This is a genomic window from Alistipes senegalensis JC50 (assembly GCF_025145645.1).
In the GTDB taxonomy this organism is placed as follows: domain Bacteria; phylum Bacteroidota; class Bacteroidia; order Bacteroidales; family Rikenellaceae; genus Alistipes; species Alistipes senegalensis.
Window position 1 is genome coordinate 1,095,036 of sequence record NZ_CP102252.1, and the last position, 17,325, is coordinate 1,112,360.

Below are 17,325 nucleotides of genomic sequence, written 5' to 3' on the forward strand. Positions count from 1 at the left end.
GCATTGTCAAAATTTGGTCAGGGAAAACTGCCGCGTCGAGGCGTCGAGCCGCACGGCGATGAACAACAGGATCGTAAAGGCGATGAGCGACGAACCTCCGTAGCTCATGAAGGGCAGCGGAATGCCCATGACGGGCATCAGTCCGATGGTCATGCCCACGTTGACCAGCACGTGGAACAGCAGGATCGCCGCCACGCAGTAGCAATAGATGCGGCCGAAAGGCTCCTGCTGCCGCTCGCCCATGCGCATCAGGCGCAGGATGAGGATGCACAGCAGCGACAGCACCACGACCGCGCCCAGAAAACCCCACTCCTCGCCCACGGTGCAGAAGATGAAGTCGGTGTGCCGCTCGGGCACGAATCCGTATTTGATCTGGGTGCCCTCCAGGAAGCCCTTGCCCCAGAAGTTGCCCGAACCGATGGCGATCTTGGCCTGGTTGACGTTGTAGTCGGAGCCCAGCGGATCGCTGATGATGCCCAGGAAACTCAGAATGCGGTCCCGCTGGTGCTGTTTGAGGATCGAATTGAAGATGTAGTCGGTGGTGGGCAGGAAGATCATCGAACCGATGAACAGCCCCAGCGTGATGTAGATGTTGCGCAGGTTCGACCGGTAGGCGTAGACCGCCACGAAGACCAGCGAGAGGAGCGTCACGATCAGCAGCGAGTGGTAGATGTCCAGCCTCCCCGGGGCGACGAGCGCCGCCGTCAGGCAGAGCAGGATCGCCGCCAGCGCCAGCGCCGCCAGAAAGACGATCCGCGAACGCCACATTCCGTTCATCATCGCCTCCGAGAAGGTGCAGACCAGAATCAGCGTGACGAGCAGGGTCATCGGCGAAAGCAGGAACGAGAAGATGAACAGCGCGGCGATCAGCAGGACCGGGATGCAGAGCCACTTGTTCAGCCCCTCGCGGTAGAGCACGAAGAGGAACGACCCCAGCACGATGCCCGAGCCGGTATCGTTTTGCAGGATGATGATGAACAGCGGGATGCAGATCACCATGCCCACGCGGAACAGGTCCCCGGCGCGGTTGATCGAGAAAGAGTATTCGCTCATCACGCGGGCCAGGGCCAGGGCCGTGGCGATCTTGACGAACTCCGCGGGCTGCACGCGGAACGAACCGAACTCGAACCACGCCTTGGCGCCGTTGACCTCGCGGCCGAACAGCAGCGCAGCCAACAGCAACACGATACCCATCAGGTAGGCCGGGTAGGCGAACATGTGGTAGAAGCGTTCGTCGAGCAGCAGCACGACGAGCGCCGTGATCCACGCCATGCCGATCCACAGCAGCTGCTTCATATAGAAGTGCGAAAACGAGAAGAGTTCGGCCGATCCCTCGTCGAACGACGCCGAAGTGATCGAGAGCCACCCCGCCAGCACGATCAGCACGTACAGCAGGACGGTCCAGAGGTCCACTCCGTAGAAGATGCCGCTATGCCGGTTACTTGTCATAGGCCGGGTAATAGATGTTCAGGTTCTTGACATATTCGAGCATGGCCGGCCGACGGATCGTGTCCGTCAGGTAATACTCCTCCAGCAGGCTGGCGATCGGCAGGGCCGCGGAGGCGCCGAAACCACCGTTCTCGACGTAGACCGAGATGGCGATCTTCGGGTTGTCCTTCGGGGCGAACGACAGGAAAGTCGAATGGTCGCGGCCGCGCGGATTCTCGGCCGTGCCGGTCTTGCCGCAGACATCCCATCCGTCGAGCCGCGCGAGCGTCGAGGTGCCCCCGACGTTCACGCCCCGCCACATGCCCTCGACGATCGGTTCGAAGTGCTTCGGATCGACCTTCGTATAGTGGCGCTCGTAGAACCGGGCGTCGAGCGAATCGCGCCCCTCGATCTTCTTCACGATGTGCGGAATGTAGTAGTAACCGCGGTTGGCGACGATGGCCGCGAGGTTGGCCAGCTGCAACGGCGTGCAGCCCAGCGCGTCCTGCCCGATCGAGAGCGACAGCACCGTGAGCGAGTTCCACGAACCCCGGTACTGGCGGTCGTAGAAAGCCCGGTCGGGAACGTAGCCGTTGCGCTCGTCGAGGAAGTCCGAACCCAGCTTGCGGCCGAATCCGAAGCTCTCGACATAGGATTTCCAAACGTCGTACCCCTCCTTCACGCTCTCGTATCTGGGATTGTCGAGGATGTCGCGGAAGACGTAGCAGAAGTAGGCGTTGCACGAGGTGGCCACCGCGAAGCGCAGGTCCAGCGGCGAGGCGTGGGAGTGGCAGGCCATTTTCAGACGCCCGGCCTGATAGCCCATGTGGCAGGAGTGGAGGTCCGAAGGGCGCAGCACCCCTTCCTGCAAACCGATCAGCCCCTGCACCAGCTTGAAGGTCGATCCCGGCGGATAAGCCGCCCGCACCGCCCGGTTGAACAGCGGCTGACGCTTGTTGCGGAGCATCTCCATATAGTTGTTGCCGCGGTCGCGCCCCACCAGTTGGTCGGGATCGTAGGTCGGCGAGGAGACCATCATCAGAATTTCGCCCGTCGAAGGCTCGATGGCCACCGCGGCCCCCACCTTGCCGCGCATCAGCTCCTCGCCCAACAGTTGCAGGCGCGCGTCGATGGTGCTCACGAGGTAGCGGCCCGGATCGGGCAGCGAGTCGTAGCGGCCGTTCATGTAGGAGCCCTTGATGGCCCCGTGGGTGTCGATCTCCTGGATCTTGACGCCCTTGCGGCCCCGAAGCTCCGGCTCGTAGGCCGACTCCACGCCGCCCATGCCCACGTAATCGCCGATCTTGTAATCCGGATGGCGTTTCAGGTAGTCGGCGTTCACCTCGCTGACGTACCCCAGCAAGTTGCCGCCCACCTCGCGGGGATACTGCCGCACGGTGCGGTAGACGGCGTAGAATCCCCGGAAGTTGCACTCGTCGAAGCGCAGTTTGTCTTCCTTGGAGATGTAGCTCATCACGAGGCGCGGTGCCCGCGGCCGCATCCGCGCATTGGCCAGCTCCCGTTCGAGCTTCACCCGCGGGAGGTTCAGCACCTCGCACAGGCGGGCCGTGTCGAAGCCCCGTTTGTCGATCTCGCTGGAAATGACCATCAGGTCGTAGCACTCGCGGCTCTGGACCAGGTATTCGCCGTTGCGGTCGAAGACCTCGCCCCGCGGCGGGTATTGCACCACATGCCGCAGCACGTTGGCCCGGGCGAGGTCGCCGTAGCGCGAGTCGATCAGCTGGATGTAGGCCAGCCGTCCGATGATCAGCGCGAAAACCAACAGCACGACGACCTGCAAGGTCCTCATCCGTCCGAATCCGTCCGAATCTCTCATACGCGCAGCGGAAGTTTGGCCGTGAAGATGCGGGCGATGATCCAGATGAAGCCCACCGACACCGCCGAACTGACGGCGATGCGCAGCAGCGTGTGCGGCAGATGAATCCACGAAAGGGCCTCCAGCGAAAAGAACACGGCGTGGTGGATGAGCGTCAGCGCCACGAGGTAACCGACGAAAATCCGCTCGCCGAAGCGTGCCGAGGAGGGAACGCCTCCCTCGCGGGCGTTCTCGCGGCCGTAGAGCATCCCGATCAGCGTCGGGCGCAGAAAGGCGATCAGCAGCGTGGCGATGGTATTGATCCCGGCGGCGCCCATGACGCAATCCATCGTGACGCCCAGCGCGAGGCCGGCGCCGAGCACCGCCACGGGCAGCGTCTCGAGCGGCAGCAGGGCGATGAAGACGATATAGACCAGCGGATTGAAATAAACGCTGATCGACAGGTTGTCGAACAGGAAAATTTGCAGCAGGACCGCCGCCGCGAAAAGTCCGAAGTATGGAAGTGTGCGATACATTTGTCAGAATCGGGTGTATTGTTCGACTTGCTCGCTCTGCTGGAGGTCGCGGATCTCGAAGAGATCGCGGTTGCCGACCAGCACCACATCGCCCAGACGCGACATTCCGGCTGCGAGCCGCACCCGGGCCGTATAGGCCGTGCGGGTCTCGTTGAGCGACGCGCTCTCGACCCATCCGATCAGCACGTCGGCCGGGAAATACTGCGAGAATCCCGTCGTCACGACCTCCTGCCCGGGCTGCGGGTCGGCGTATTTCGAAAGCTCGCCGAGGACCACGACATCCGGGTCGAGGCCGTCCCAGTAGATCGAACCGTAATACTCGGAGTCCGCGAGTTTGCCGCTGGCGCGGAACGAGGTGTTGAGCACCGACATCGCCACCGAATAACGCTCCGAACAGGCGACGACGTAACCCGCCATCGCGCCGTCGGGCGACAGCACGGCCATCTCCTCCACGATCCCGTCGCGGTGTCCGCGGTTGAGCGTGATGAGGTTCCGGGCCCGGTTGACCGTGTTGGCCACGACCGAGGCGGTGGCGAAGCGGTATTTCGACTCGCCGATATCCTGCATATAGCTGTCCAGCCGCTCGGCGGTCTCGGCCTCTTCGTATTGGGCCAGCCGCTCTTCGAGCTGCGCGACGCGCGCGAGCAGCATCCGGTTTTCACGCCCCAGCGTGAAATAGTGCCCGATGCCCGCGAAGAATCCGTGCACGCCGCCGACCACCTGGTTGGAGCGTGAGAGCAGCCGCGCCTGGGTGTAGTAGGAGGAACGGGCGTAGCAGCTGACGGCCACGGCCTCCAGCACCACGAACAGCACCACGACGTAAACGCTGCGGATGAACTCGAACAGTTTGCGCAAAGTTTCTTCCTTAATTTAAGATTGCGGACCAAGGCCCGCAATCGTTTTATTCAAAATCCATCAACTTTCTACCCGGCAATTGCAGGTTTCGGCTTTAGGGGAGCAGATTTTGCATCGACCGAAATCGGACGGGGGGGGGCAGGAGCATACGGACATATGTGACTGTCCCCGGCCGATGAGAAGATGTGAAATATGCCCCATAAAACGAAAGCTATTTCATCAAGAAGGAGAACCGGTTGATATTCTTCAACGCGATGCCCGTTCCGCGCGCGATGGCCCGCAGCGGGTCTTCGGCGATGTGGAACGGAATGCCGGTCTTTTCGTTCAGACGCCGGTCGAGCCCCTTGATCAGCGCGCCGCCGCCGGCCAGATAAATGCCGTTCTTCACGATGTCGGCGTACAGCTCGGGCGGCATGGACTCCAGCACCTTCATCAGCGCCGCGTCGATCTTCGTGAGCGACTTCTCCAGCGCGTAGGCGATCTCGCTGTACGACAGCGACACGGTCTGCGGCAGGGCCGTCAGCATGTTGGGACCCGTCACCACGAAATCCTCGGGCTCCTGCTCCAGGTCCGAAACGGCGGCGCCGATCGAACACTTGATCGCCTCGGCCGTGCGTTCGCCGATGCGGATGTTATGCTGCTGGCGGACGTAGCTCTGGATGTCGTTGGTGAAGACGTCGCCCGCCGTGTTGATCGACTCCGAGCAGACGATGCCGCCCAGCGAGATGCAGGCGATCTCCGACGTGCCGCCGCCGATGTCGATGACCATGTTGCCTTCGGGCGCCTCGACGTCCAGTCCGGCGCCGAGCGCCGCAGCCATCGGTTCGTAGATCATGTAGACCTCGCGGCCCCCGGCGTGCTCGGCCGAGTCGCGCACGGCGCGGATCTCCACGTTGGTCGAGCCCGAAGGGATGCAGATCACCATCCGCAGCGACGGCGCGAAGAGGCTGCCCGAGGTCTTGACTTTCTTGATCATGCCCCGGAGCATCAGCTCCGTGGCGTTGAAGTCGGCGATCACGCCGTCCTTGAGCGGCCGGATCGTCTTGATGTTCGGATTGGTCTTCTCGTGCATCTGCCGGGCCTGCTGGCCGATGGCGACCAGTTTTCCCGTATGAACGTCCAGCGCGACGATCGAAGGTTCGTCCACGACGACCTTTCCGTTATAAATTATCAGCGTGTTGGCCGTACCGAGGTCGATGGCCAGCTCCTGTGTCAGTGAAAAAATTCCCATAGCGCTACACCCAAAGTCTTCTATTTCGTAAAATACCTAACTATCAGCTAAATAAACATCGCCGCCCCGGTCTGCGGACCGGAGGGCGGCAGATTTGGACAAAGGTAGCAAAAAGCCCCGAGAATTTTTGTATTTTATTCTAATTTTTTTTATTTACATTTGTAGTCGAAAAACTGAGACTCCGCATGGAATACAAAATCGGAACCGACGCCCGCTGCGCGGTCATCGGCTATGGCAGCTGGGCGACGGCCCTCGTCGGACTGCTCGCCGCCAACGGCCAGCGCGTCGGATGGTACGTCCGCAATCCCGAGGTGCTCGAATCGCTGCGCGCCGAAGGCCGCAATCCCCGCTACCTGAGCGATTTGGAGTTCGATCGCGACCGCATAGCCCCTTCGGACGACCTCGACGCCGTCGTGCGCGGCGCCGACATCGTGATACTGGCCGCCCCTTCGGCCTACCTCAAGGATTTCCTCGCCCCGCTGACCGTGTCGCTCCGCGACAAATTCATCGTATCGGCCATCAAGGGCATCGTCCCGGGCGACTACCAGACCGTCGTGGAGTACGTTCACGACCGTTACGGGCTGTCGTACAAGCAGATCGGGCTCTTCACCGGGCCCTCGCACGCCGAAGAGGTGTCGCGCGGGAAGCTCTCCTACCTGACGGTCGTCTGCACCGACCCCGAAAACGCGCAGCGTATCGGCGAGAAATTCTCCGGCGGGAACATCCGCCTCAGCTACTCCACGGATCTCTACGGCATCGAATATGCCGCCATCCTGAAAAACATCTACGCCCTGGCCGTCGGGCTGGCCGTCGGACTGGGCTACGGCGACAACTTCCTGGCGGTGCTGATCGCCAACTCGGCGGGCGAGATGACGCGCTTCCTCGAAGAGAGCTACCCCGACAGGCGCGACACGCAGGTCTCGGCCTATCTGGGCGACCTGCTGGTGACCTGCTACTCGGTCTACAGCCGCAACCGGCGGCTGGGACTGCTGATCGGCCACGGCTGCACGGTGAAGAGCGCCCTGAACGAGATGACGATGGTGGCCGAAGGCTACTTCGCCGCCGACTGCATCCGCCACGTCAACGCCCGCCACCAAATCGACATGCCCATCGCCGGGATGGTTTACCGGGTGCTCTACGAGGGCGCTTCGGCCCGCAGGAGCATGCAGGAACTGACTACCAAATTAATCTGACAAGATATGGAAACTCTGAAATTAGACATCGCCAAAGCGGGTGTCGCCCTCACGGCCGACATCGAGGCCAAGGCACAGGCCGCCAACGCCCTGCTGCACTCGGGCAAAGGCGCCGGAAACGATTTTCTGGGCTGGGTCCGCCTCCCCTCGTCGATCTCCGACGCCGACATCGCCGCCATCGAAAAAGAGGCCGCCAAACTCCGCGCCAAGGCCGACGTGGTGATCTGCATCGGCATCGGCGGTTCGTACCTCGGCGCCAAGGCCGTGCTCGAGGCCATGAGCGACCCGTTCAAGCTCCTGCACAAGGAGCAGAAGCATCCCACCGTCCTCTTCGCCGGGCAGAACATCTCGGAGGATTACACCGCCGAACTGCTCGATGCCGTGAAAGAGCACTCGATCGCCGCCATCGTGATCTCCAAGTCGGGCACGACGACCGAACCGGCCATCGCATTCCGCCTGATCAAGGCCGAGATCGAGAAGCGCTACGGCAAGAAAGAGGCCGCCGAGCGCATCGTGGCCATCACCGACAAGGCCCGCGGAGCGTTGAAGACGCTCGCCACGCAGGAGGGCTATCCGACGTTCGTCATTCCCGACGACGTGGGCGGACGTTTCTCGGTGCTGACCCCCGTGGGACTGCTGCCGCTGGCCGTCGCCGGCGTGGACATCGCGGCGCTCGTGCATGGTGCGCAGGAGATGGAGAAGGCCACGGCCGAAGGCGTGCCTTTCAACGAGAACCCCTCGGCCGTCTACGCCGCCGTGCGCAACCTGCTCTACGAGGGCGGCAAGAAGATCGAGATCCTGGGATCGTACGAGCCCAAGTTGCAGTATGTCAACGAGTGGTGGAAGCAGCTTTACGGCGAGAGCGAAGGCAAGCAGGGCAAGGGCATCTTCCCGGCGAGCGTCACGCTGACGGCCGACCTGCACTCGATGGGACAGTACATTCAGGAGGGCGAGCGCACGCTCTTCGAGACGATCATCTCGGTGGCCAAACCCGCCGCCAAGGTCGTTATAGAAGCCGACAAGGAAAACCTCGACGGACTGAACTTCCTGGCCGGAAAGCGCATTTCGGAGGTCAACCGCATGGCCGAACTGGGCGTGCAGCTGGCGCACATCGACGGCGGCGTGCCGAACATCCGCATCGAGATTCCCGAAATCTCGGCCCGGACGATCGGCGGCCTGCTCTACTTCTTCGAGAAAGCCTGCGGCATCAGCGGTTACATTCTGGGCGTGAACCCCTTCGACCAGCCCGGCGTCGAGGCGTACAAGAAGAACATGTTCGCCCTGCTGGACAAGCCCGGCTACGAGGAGGCTTCGAAAGCCATCAAAGCCCGGTTGTAAAACGCTGCGACGCTACGCAAAAAGCGGATTCTCCGATGGAGAATCCGCTTTTTCATTGTCCCGGCGGCGCGTCAGAGGAACGGCTTCGCCGCTTCCGGAGCATGCGCGCTGCGGCCCACAACGCCGTCCTTCGCATAGGCGGGAATCTCCACGGCGGTATAGAGCGACACGACATCATCCGTCTCCGAACGCAGTTGCAATTCGGTCTCCGTCTGCTTTTCGATCGCATAGCTGCTCTCCCACGGCGTACCGTCGGAATAGTGTCCCGAAAGAATTTGCCCCTCCTTGACATAGGTTCCGGTCAGTTTCCGGTAACCGGGCGTGTCGATGCACTGGTAAAGCGCGAAGGTCATGTCCTCGTTGAGTTGCAGAAAGACCTTGCCGGAAAGCTCCGTACCGCCGTTCCAGCGGGTGAGCATCCAGCCGTCGTAACGGGGCGCCTCCTCCTTCTTCTTATCGCTTCCGCCGCAGCCGGCCATCAGGAGGGCCAGCGCTGCAACGATACCGATTCTAAATCCTCGTTTCATGCGTTTCGTCCGCGCCGCATCTGGTTTGCCGCGGCGGCGGTCCACAAATATAGGGTTTGAAATCCGAAATCCAAAACCTACGGGTGAAAAATCCCCCGGCGGCGGATGAAAACACCCGCCGTTGGCATAAAAAATGCACCTCGCAGTCCGGGCTATTCCCCGATCCTGCAACACGATGAAACTGCGTCTGATCCTGATACTCCTACTGTTCGCGGCATCGGCGGGCATCCTCGTCTGGATGTACTGCGCGGCGGCGCGCACACCCCGGGTGCCGCAAGCCCCGCCGTGGGCCGAAACGCTCGCGGACCTCGACGCCTGCTGCCGCCGCAAGCACGTCAAATCGGTGCAATACGACAACTTCGCCGCGATCGCCGCCGGGGAATCCCGCCCCAATGCCGAACGGCTGTTCCGGGCTATGGCCTTCTCCGAACGGTTGCAGGAACATAACTGTGCACAGGCCATCCTGCGTCTGGGCGGCAGCTACACGCCTCCGGTGCGGATCGTGCTTTTCGGAGGCACGACCGACGACAATCTGGAACGGAGCATCGGCTACGAACGCCGGAACCTCGGCGAACGGCACGGCACGGAGATCGGCCGCGCCCTGCGGAAAGGCAACCGCTATGCGGCGCGGATGCTGATCCGGGCATCCGCCGCGGACCTGCGGAACGCCGTCCTGATGGAGCGTTGCCGGAGTGCCGGGAGCAACGAGCCGGACAGCTGCTGGTTCTTCGTATGCCCGGAATGCGGCAACATCTACGCGGCGGAGCACCTCGATTATTACTGTCCGATCTGCCTGACCGGCCGCGAACGGTTCGTCAGGTTCGAATAGCCGGTCCAAGAGGCGGATTCGAACAGACGGGGTTCGATTCGTGCAGTGCAGATCCCGCGTCGTGAAAAAAGAGGTACCGACGTACGCTCCAGCTTAAAATGTCACAACTCTATCAGAATACGACAGGTAAGAGTCGGAAAACTGTCCACATCTGCATTCCATCCTGTCAGCAACTCCTATTTATTATTTAATGAAAATGTCCCGATTTGTCAAACATATGGTTTATACTATGTTTCTGAATAATCCGGACTTCCATCATCATAGACAATGACTTACGAAATCGCTCGAAATCTGAAAGTAACAAAATAGCCCAGAAAACCCCGAACGACATTGAAATCGTTCGGGATTTGAAACCTCTGACAGCACGGTCGTCGTTTTATTCATATTGTATCTTGTCGATGTCAATTCGACCGTATACGACATTGACTTCGGGCCGACCGCCAACGACCGCAACCGTACCGAATCCCGTTGCCGTCGAGAGAAAGGTAATAAAATCACCTTCGATGCGCGGTGCGATATGGAGTGTCCGATCCACAGCATCGTAACGTACTCCGGTCAATGCCTGCAATAAAGAATAACTCGACAATGCCCGGGCATACCAGCTTCCGCATTCGTATTCATTGAACGGGTTACGCACTCGCCCGTCATAACGGTTACGGCATGTCCGTACGATCTCCAACCCCTTTTCGACTTCTCCCTCAGCGATCAAATGCGCCGCAACCTGATATTCGATACCGCTCCAGACCTCGTTGCTGTACACGAACGGAAGCTGGGGCTTGCCTCCTTTAGGCCAACTGCACAGTAACAACCCGCCGTCACGGCCCAGTGCATAAGTCGTCCGCTGCGGGTTTGCATGATCGTAAAGATCGTGACGCAGATTGTACTTATGAACCGCACAAAGGTGACTGTGCACTTTCTCGGGATCGAGTACTCCGTCCAATCCCGCAGCCCAGGCCATCCAATCCCCTATCACACCGTCCGACAGACAACCGTTGCCGTATTGGTATTTGGGCCCCTCAACGTCAAGAATCTCACGCGCCTCTTCGGAGTAGGTACTATGGAAAGTCATTGCCTGGGTCGGATCGGGGGCATTGAGTTCCCGCCACATCACCTGCTGGGCGAAATATTCGCCGTTGAAAAGCCGCTCTTCAAGATAATGCACACTTTTCGCAAGCAGGGTATCATAGCGCGAAGTGTCGTGACCAAGAGCTTTCCCGATTTTCGAGAGTGCATTAAGCGCTTCGGCATAGATACTCGAACACATTCCGTCAGGTCCCCAAAATTCGATGTCGTAGGTATTATGATGCGGTTCTTCGAGCGCCCCGGTCTCGCGGGGGTCCCAAGTACGGATACAGTATTCGAGGCTTTGCACGAGGAGCGGATACAGTTCGGCGATCCATTTTTGGTCGCCACTGATCCGCCAGTCACGATAGGCCTTCAGAATTCCGCCGAGTTGTCCGTCGGCTGCGGCGTGAAAGTCATGTCGGGTGGGACGTATGGGAAGGTTGTTCCGGAAGACCTGATGCCCTTCGCTGTTTTGTCCCACTCGGAATTCCGTTTCACGCAGTGTGCGCTCCATTGCCGGAAAAAGATGCGGCAACGCTTGGGCATAATTCCATACATGGGTGCATGATCCGTGACAACTGCCCCATGTATCGCCGCAGCCCTCCCAGTTCCACATTCGGCCGTCGTGTTGCCGCCATACGGTAGGTGATTTCAGAATCGTGAGGTTTGCCGCTACGGCTTCGATCACTTCGGGAGGCAAGGTCGAACTATAAAACGCTTCGGTGAAACTTTCGGTTTCGCGTTTCAGACGGCCGTAGTTGTTCAGCCAATAATCGCACACCGCCCGGATGTCGGGGAAGCGATGCCCGTACCACGGTTCATAAAAAGCCGGATAGTTTTCATATTGAGCCGGATTGTACTTCACTCCGCGATCGGCATCCGTCTCGGCATCGGGGCCGTAGTTTATACCGGAATAGGGAACGTACCACACCATGTGGAGGCGGATCGTTCGGGACTCACCGGGTTCAAGCGTGAACGGAATGTAAAGCGATGCCCCCGGAGCTCCCTCTTTGGGAGAATTTTCACGAAGTGTTCCCTGTTCGATATCATTCCACGCCATCGTGACAGGGTCCCACCATTGGCCGCGGAACCAACTATGGTTCACTATGGTCGTCGTATCGTCGGTAAAGATCGCAAATTGACGATGTTCATAACGCGGTTGGTTTCCGGGGCGCTGCGTAAGGATGAATCCGTTCCCGATCGGTTCGATCGACCCCTGTGCCTGGTGGTTGCGATGGGCGAAATTATTACTGTTGTACGAAAATACAGCTTCCACCTCTTTGGCCGAATGGTTGGTAAAGCGGTATTCAAGCGTTCCGGCAGGCAGTCCCGAATCATCTTCATTGGTAGGAATGAAAGGACTCCAGGCTGTGATTTCCGCATCCAGCGGCATATCGTCATCCGTGAGCTCGATGTGCGCAAAAGGGAAACGTGCAGTAAAACGGACGCAGTCAAAGCGCGGAAAGCCCCATGCCGGATTGCTGATGCCGAGGGTTGCTCCTTGTCGGCCATACTTTTTCCACTCAGGGACATTGCCTTCTATTACTTTCGAGCCGTTTTCTTGGCCTTTGACATGCAAGGCTGCGAACATCAGCGGTTCATTGAAAAGTTCCGGTACATGATGGATCGACATGTGGGAGATCGTGCCGTTTCCTTCAATACAGAACATCCCCGCACCCATCCCGCCGATCGGAAAAGCGATTTGCGAAAGGTATTCGCCTTCATAGGGAGCATTGAATGTCCGACCGTCGGGCTTATGGTCACACGCCGGAGACGACAATAGGGCCAAAAGCGGAATGAAGGTCCGAATGACTATTTTCGGGGGCATACGGATTAAGGATAAATGGTTTTATCTCGATTGCATGTTAACTTGCCATTTTCGCAATTCAGTTCAGCCATTTGCAGGAAGCTGATTTTCTGATAGATTTCATCGCCGGCCTCATGAGTTCCCGGATTGTAGCCAAGGAATGGCTGCACGTGGTAGACGATGAATGCCCGGTTGTCTTTGATGAGGACACTCGGATGACGGGCCCGCGTATTGTCGGCAAAACGCTTGCCCGGTTCATACATGATGATTCCCTGATATTCCCAGTTCACCGCGTCCTTCGAGCGATAGACGGCCAACCCTTTGTGCGGATCGGCGATGATCCAGAACCAGCCCTTCCAATAGAAGGCGAAAGCTCCCTCCTGATAAGTATGTCCCGTCACATCGACACGATTGATATCGCCTTTGGCCAAGCCGAGCAGTTCCCAATCGTATAGATTCTTGCTGTGGGCGTGATACAGTCCTCCGGTTTCTTCCGTGGGACGATCTCGATACCACATCTCGTAGCCATCGCCATTGCGGATAACCGTAGCGTCGATCGAGATCGGGGTGGTCACTACGGCACTTTGTCGTTTCCAGCCGGAGATCATGTCGGTGGCCGGAGCAGTATAATGTACGATGTTGCTCGGGCCGCCCCAGACAGGAGTCGAATCGAGTTTTACCGTTACATACATGTGTGCCGTGTCACCCTCGATGATAACACCGGGTGCCCAATAGGTAATTTCGCTGTCAGGCTCACCGCCCGCTCCGTCGAACGAGCAGTAGCCTGCATGTTTCCAATGGATCATATCTTTCGATACGGCCACCCCGACCGGCGTCCCGACGTATGACGATTGATCGAGAAAAGGTCTGCGTCCTGTGTAGAAGATCATATATTCCTTTGTCACGGGATTCCACACCACTTCGGGATCGGCCGGACCATGATAATTGTTGTCCATGTAGATCGGAGCCAGGACAGAGGGTTTACTCTTCGGATTGCCGGCTGACGCCGCAAATATTACAAAAAGCGAGCAGGCGAGCAGAATTGCGTTTTTTTTCATGTTCGTTATTTTAGGAATTTTCAGCGTGTCCGCGACAGACGTACCGCCGCGCAAATGCCGTTTCTGCAATTTCAGAATCGAGGTTTCTGCGATATTTCGAGCGACGGTGTGCCGTCATTGATCACCGGCCAGCCATTGATCCACTCCACACGGTCGAGCATCAGCTTGCGTCCCTGCGGATCGCGGACGTTGACGGCATGGTAAAGAATCCAGTCAGTACCCTCCCGGTCAGTAAGGAATTCGGCATTATGACCCGGGCCCTTGAAATGATCGTTACTCCGTAAGACGAGTTCGTGATGATTATCGAGCATTCGTCGGCCCTGTTTGTCGAGATAGGGCCCGAAAAGCGAGGTCGAACGCCCTACTACCAGCTTATAAGTGCTTTTGACTCCCTCGCAACAAGCGTCCACCGACGCGAACAAATAGTAGTAATCTCCTTTACGGTGGATATAGATCGCCTCATAGGCATTCCCCGCCACCTTGAGTTTCGTGGCATTGCGCTTAACCGAAAGCCCATCATGCGCGAGCTCCACACCGTAGAGGCCGTGAAAACTGCCCCAGAAAAGATATTTGCGCCCCTCGTCTTCGATGTAGAACTGGTCGATGGAATTCGTGACACCGATCTCATCGCTGATGAAAAGCGGCCCGAGATCCCTGAACGGCCCCGTGGGCGAGTCGGCTACGGCCATCCCGATGCCGTTCTTATGTATCTCTCCCCATTTCGAAAGCGAGTAGTAAAGAACCCAATGATTGCCAATGCGGTTAATGTCAGGCGCCCATATACTGCCTCCGCCATCAATAAAGCGGGGACGGCTTTCTTGTGTGAAAGCATTGCCGATGTGCTCCCAAGTGATGAGATCACGAGACCGCATGATCGGCACGAGACCGATGTCTTGGGTGGCATATAGGTAGAAAAATCCATCATTGCCCCGAATAACGCTCGGGTCGGGCAGGCTGACAGAACTTACGGGATTGGTGAATCCTGAGGTGTTCGGCGTACAGTGCAGCTGCGCTTGGATCACTCCGGTCAGCGAGAGAAACGCCATGAGCAAAAAATACTTGATATTCATATTGTCAATAGATTCAAACGATCGTTTCCGAGGGTATGGAATCCGCCGGCTACTTGCGGGTGGCCGGCGGATTTTTTCGGCAAGAATTCCCGGCTGGTTTACTCTTGCGGCAAATATTCCCAGAAGGTCAACTCGGTGAAAGTCAGGAATCGACCTTCAGCCGTGTTCCAGACATCATTTACCTTAAAGCGAATATAACGTACTTCAGGAACCCCTTTAGGGAAAAGGAACGTTTCTCCTTCGGCAACCCGAGTGCGGTCCTCTTCCGAGAGTTGCCCTACGGGCAATCCCGAAGGTTTCACCGACTGGCAATCCATCAGCTTGGTCCAACCTTCCCACGAGCCGTCCTGTGACGGAGCGTCATTGCGGCCCCAAACTTCCCATTGTTTCATATAGCCGTTCGAAAAAGCGCGGCTGTCTGCCGTGTTTCCGTTTAACCGGAACGCCTGGAGTACGGCCGACTTGCCCATATCGAAAGTGAACCATGCCGGTCCGTTCTCCCAGCCGCCCCAACTATGGGCGAAATCGTTGTCGTTAATTACGCCGTTGAACGCATGCGCGAGATTGCCTCCCCATGCGGTCAAAGCCAGGTCGTTGTCCAAAACAACCGGCACAAATCCCTCTTTGGGCACCATCGCAATACGTTCGTATTTGGGGAAGTAAAATATTTCGGACTTCACCATGAATAAGTCAACGGCAGTTTCGTTGGGCCGATAATAGGTTTCGATTACGTAGGCTCCTTCCGACTCCCAATCTTCGAGCGTAACACTCATGTCCGTTACGGCGATGTCGCGCCGTTGCTCGACACCCGCTTTGTCGCGGTATACGATGACGCTTTTGTAGGAATCCTGCAACACGCCGGTCAGCGATACAACGACGTTCTCATCATCTTGTTCTGCCTTGTCAACGCTGCGCGCTCGCAATGTGTTGCGGTAAACATCGCCATAAACCCGCACATCGAGCGTTTGTACCAGCGAAGGGGTGTTTTCATCGTCGAAAGTCGTGACCTCAAAGGTGTAATAGCCGTCTGTAAGCCCCGTGATGCTGTATTCGAACTTCTCCACGGGTTCCTGCCGCTCGATGGGAATGACGACTTCGCCGTCGCCGGGCTGCCAGCGGATGACACACTTCTTGGTGTCGTAACCATACATCAGGAGGCCCGTGATAAGCGCTCGTTCATCGCCTGAAAGGGCTTTGAGCGAATCTATTTTGGAAGCGTAGAGATACTCCCCTTCGTCGAGATATCCCTGCACGGTGTGAAACATGTCGGTGCACGCCCCGCACAAAACCACAGAGACCGCTGCGGCCAGTTTTATGATCTTTTTCATGTTCGTTCTTTTTAATGTGTTTCATCGGTTTCGCCGGTACGGATCTCTTCTGCGGGATTGCCCCAGAAAGTGAACTCCTGGAAGTGGATGAAATCGTCGCCGCCCCAGGTTTCCAGCACCTTGAAGCGAATGTATCGCACTTCGGGCGCCGTAGGCGGAAACTCGAAATCCTCGCCCTGTTGCAGATACTCCCAGTCATCGCCCGAGATCTCGCCTACGGGGAGTCCCGAGGGCTTGAACGACTCACAATCCAACAATTTGGTCCAGCCCTCCCAAGTACCATCGGTCGGCGGTGTGTCGGTGCGGCCCCATACCTCCCAGCGTTTGAGGTTGCCGCGTTGGTAAGCATAATCCTCTCGGAAAAGGTGATAGAACTTGTAACGGCTCAGTTTGGCCGTTTGCCCCATGTCGAAAGTAAAACTCATAGGGAAAGTATCGCCGCCGGGGCTGTGCACGAAAAGCGGCGGTGTAAAGTCGTCGTTCCATGCATAGGACAAACTTCCGCCCCAAGCGTTGCAAGCGATATCGTTGTCCAATTTGAATTCAGCGAATTTCGACTTGTCGAGCAGACTCTCCGGATAGGGCGTATGGCTTTCACTGAGCGTTTGAGAGCGGTTCCCCCAACGGTCCGTAATGTAAATGTCAAATGTACGGGCCTCGGCCTTGAAGCCGCGGACGAAGATACGGCCACGATCCGAACTGGTGTAATGTACGGTGGGTTCATAAGGGTTGTTTTCCTCGTCAAGAGTTTGTACATGGATGGCGATATTGCCTTTGTCGGCATTGATATAGTCGATGTAGATTCCGCCGAAAGTCGTACCGATATTCAAACTGTTGTAGACCGAGGTGATCGGCGGCGTAAGCGGCGTCACGGAGGTCGTCACGGCAGGACCTTCATTTTCCATTTTGTCCACACAGAGAAGCGTAACCTCACGCGGCTGCGTATCACCGAAACCCTGCAATGTTACCGAATGATCGTAACGTGAGGTGCGAACCTCCATCGGGGTGCTTTCACCCACCGTATAAAGGGCCTTTACATAAAGCAGGTCTTTGCTTTCAGGCAGGCGGTAAGTTATCACCGCACCGCCTGGCGTTCCTTCGGTCGTGAGCACTGTCACCGCTCCCAGGTCGCCCACGAGTGTGTTCTCACCCCATGGATGGAGCGCATTGTCTTCCTCACAGGCAGTCGAGACCGCCGCTATGACGCCAATCACGGCTATCAATATATGTTTCGTAGTTTTCAT

Annotated in this window: 14 protein-coding genes; 3 read left to right on the forward strand and 11 right to left on the reverse strand. The window is 58.0% G+C overall.

Features of this window, described 5'->3' with window-relative positions:
• Positions 1–6: 6 nt before the first annotated feature.
• The 5 genes from rodA to NQ519_RS04285 form a co-directional block, all read right to left on the reverse strand.
• Positions 7–1,449: a rod shape-determining protein RodA gene (gene rodA / locus NQ519_RS04265; RefSeq protein WP_019149310.1), complete on the reverse strand. Its 1,443-nt coding sequence runs from the start codon at positions 1,447–1,449 to the stop codon at positions 7–9.
• Entirely contained in the window at positions 1,439–3,265 is a 1,827-nt protein-coding gene (locus NQ519_RS04270) for a peptidoglycan D,D-transpeptidase FtsI family protein (protein WP_019149309.1), read from the reverse strand. Before NQ519_RS04270 ends, rodA begins: the two co-directional genes overlap by 11 nt.
• The gene (locus NQ519_RS04275) at positions 3,262–3,780 is read right to left on the reverse strand and encodes a hypothetical protein (RefSeq protein ID WP_019149308.1); all 519 of its coding nucleotides are present in this window, start codon (positions 3,778–3,780) and stop codon (positions 3,262–3,264) included. Before NQ519_RS04275 ends, NQ519_RS04270 begins: the two co-directional genes overlap by 4 nt.
• Positions 3,781–3,783: 3 nt before the next feature.
• Positions 3,784–4,635, reverse strand: a complete 852-nt coding sequence (gene mreC, locus NQ519_RS04280) for a rod shape-determining protein MreC (RefSeq protein ID WP_019149307.1) — start codon at positions 4,633–4,635, stop codon at positions 3,784–3,786.
• A 211-nt stretch (positions 4,636–4,846) separates the two neighbouring features.
• Complete coding sequence (locus tag NQ519_RS04285; RefSeq protein ID WP_010266755.1) at positions 4,847–5,866, reverse strand: rod shape-determining protein; 1,020 nt, start codon at positions 5,864–5,866, stop codon at positions 4,847–4,849.
• A gap of 185 nt (positions 5,867–6,051) precedes the next feature.
• Here NQ519_RS04285 and NQ519_RS04290 point away from each other — a divergent pair, with 185 nt between their 5' ends.
• Complete coding sequence (locus NQ519_RS04290; RefSeq protein WP_019149306.1) at positions 6,052–7,059, forward strand: NAD(P)H-dependent glycerol-3-phosphate dehydrogenase; 1,008 nt, start codon at positions 6,052–6,054, stop codon at positions 7,057–7,059.
• Positions 7,060–7,065: 6 nt separating this feature from the next.
• Entirely contained in the window at positions 7,066–8,397 is a 1,332-nt protein-coding gene (locus tag NQ519_RS04295) for a glucose-6-phosphate isomerase (protein WP_019149305.1), read from the forward strand.
• Between the two features lie 71 nt (positions 8,398–8,468).
• Here NQ519_RS04295 and NQ519_RS04300 read toward each other — a convergent pair whose 3' ends face one another.
• Positions 8,469–8,924 (reverse strand): lipocalin-like domain-containing protein, encoded by a 456-nt coding sequence (locus NQ519_RS04300; RefSeq protein ID WP_026076249.1) that lies wholly within the window; start codon positions 8,922–8,924, stop codon positions 8,469–8,471.
• Between the two features lie 175 nt (positions 8,925–9,099).
• Between NQ519_RS04300 and NQ519_RS04305 the strand changes: the two genes are divergently transcribed.
• Entirely contained in the window at positions 9,100–9,753 is a 654-nt protein-coding gene (locus NQ519_RS04305; RefSeq protein WP_019149303.1) for a rubrerythrin family protein, read from the forward strand.
• 376 nt (positions 9,754–10,129) lie between these two features.
• Here the strand turns inward: NQ519_RS04305 and NQ519_RS04310 are convergent, their stop codons facing one another.
• From NQ519_RS04310 to NQ519_RS04330, 5 genes are all read right to left on the reverse strand, one after another.
• Positions 10,130–12,646, reverse strand: a complete 2,517-nt coding sequence (locus NQ519_RS04310; protein WP_019149302.1) for a GH116 family glycosyl hydrolase — start codon at positions 12,644–12,646, stop codon at positions 10,130–10,132.
• 5 nt (positions 12,647–12,651) lie between these two features.
• Positions 12,652–13,683: a glycoside hydrolase family protein gene (locus tag NQ519_RS04315; RefSeq protein WP_026076248.1), complete on the reverse strand. Its 1,032-nt coding sequence runs from the start codon at positions 13,681–13,683 to the stop codon at positions 12,652–12,654.
• A gap of 71 nt (positions 13,684–13,754) precedes the next feature.
• The gene (locus tag NQ519_RS04320; protein ID WP_019149300.1) at positions 13,755–14,753 is read right to left on the reverse strand and encodes a family 43 glycosylhydrolase; all 999 of its coding nucleotides are present in this window, start codon (positions 14,751–14,753) and stop codon (positions 13,755–13,757) included.
• Positions 14,754–14,851: 98 nt separating this feature from the next.
• The gene (locus NQ519_RS04325; RefSeq protein ID WP_026076247.1) at positions 14,852–16,081 is read right to left on the reverse strand and encodes a DUF4998 domain-containing protein; all 1,230 of its coding nucleotides are present in this window, start codon (positions 16,079–16,081) and stop codon (positions 14,852–14,854) included.
• A gap of 11 nt (positions 16,082–16,092) precedes the next feature.
• Positions 16,093–17,325 carry a DUF5000 domain-containing lipoprotein gene (locus tag NQ519_RS04330; protein ID WP_044118556.1) on the reverse strand — a complete coding sequence of 411 codons (1,233 nt, stop codon included), beginning with the start codon at positions 17,323–17,325 and terminating at the stop codon, positions 16,093–16,095.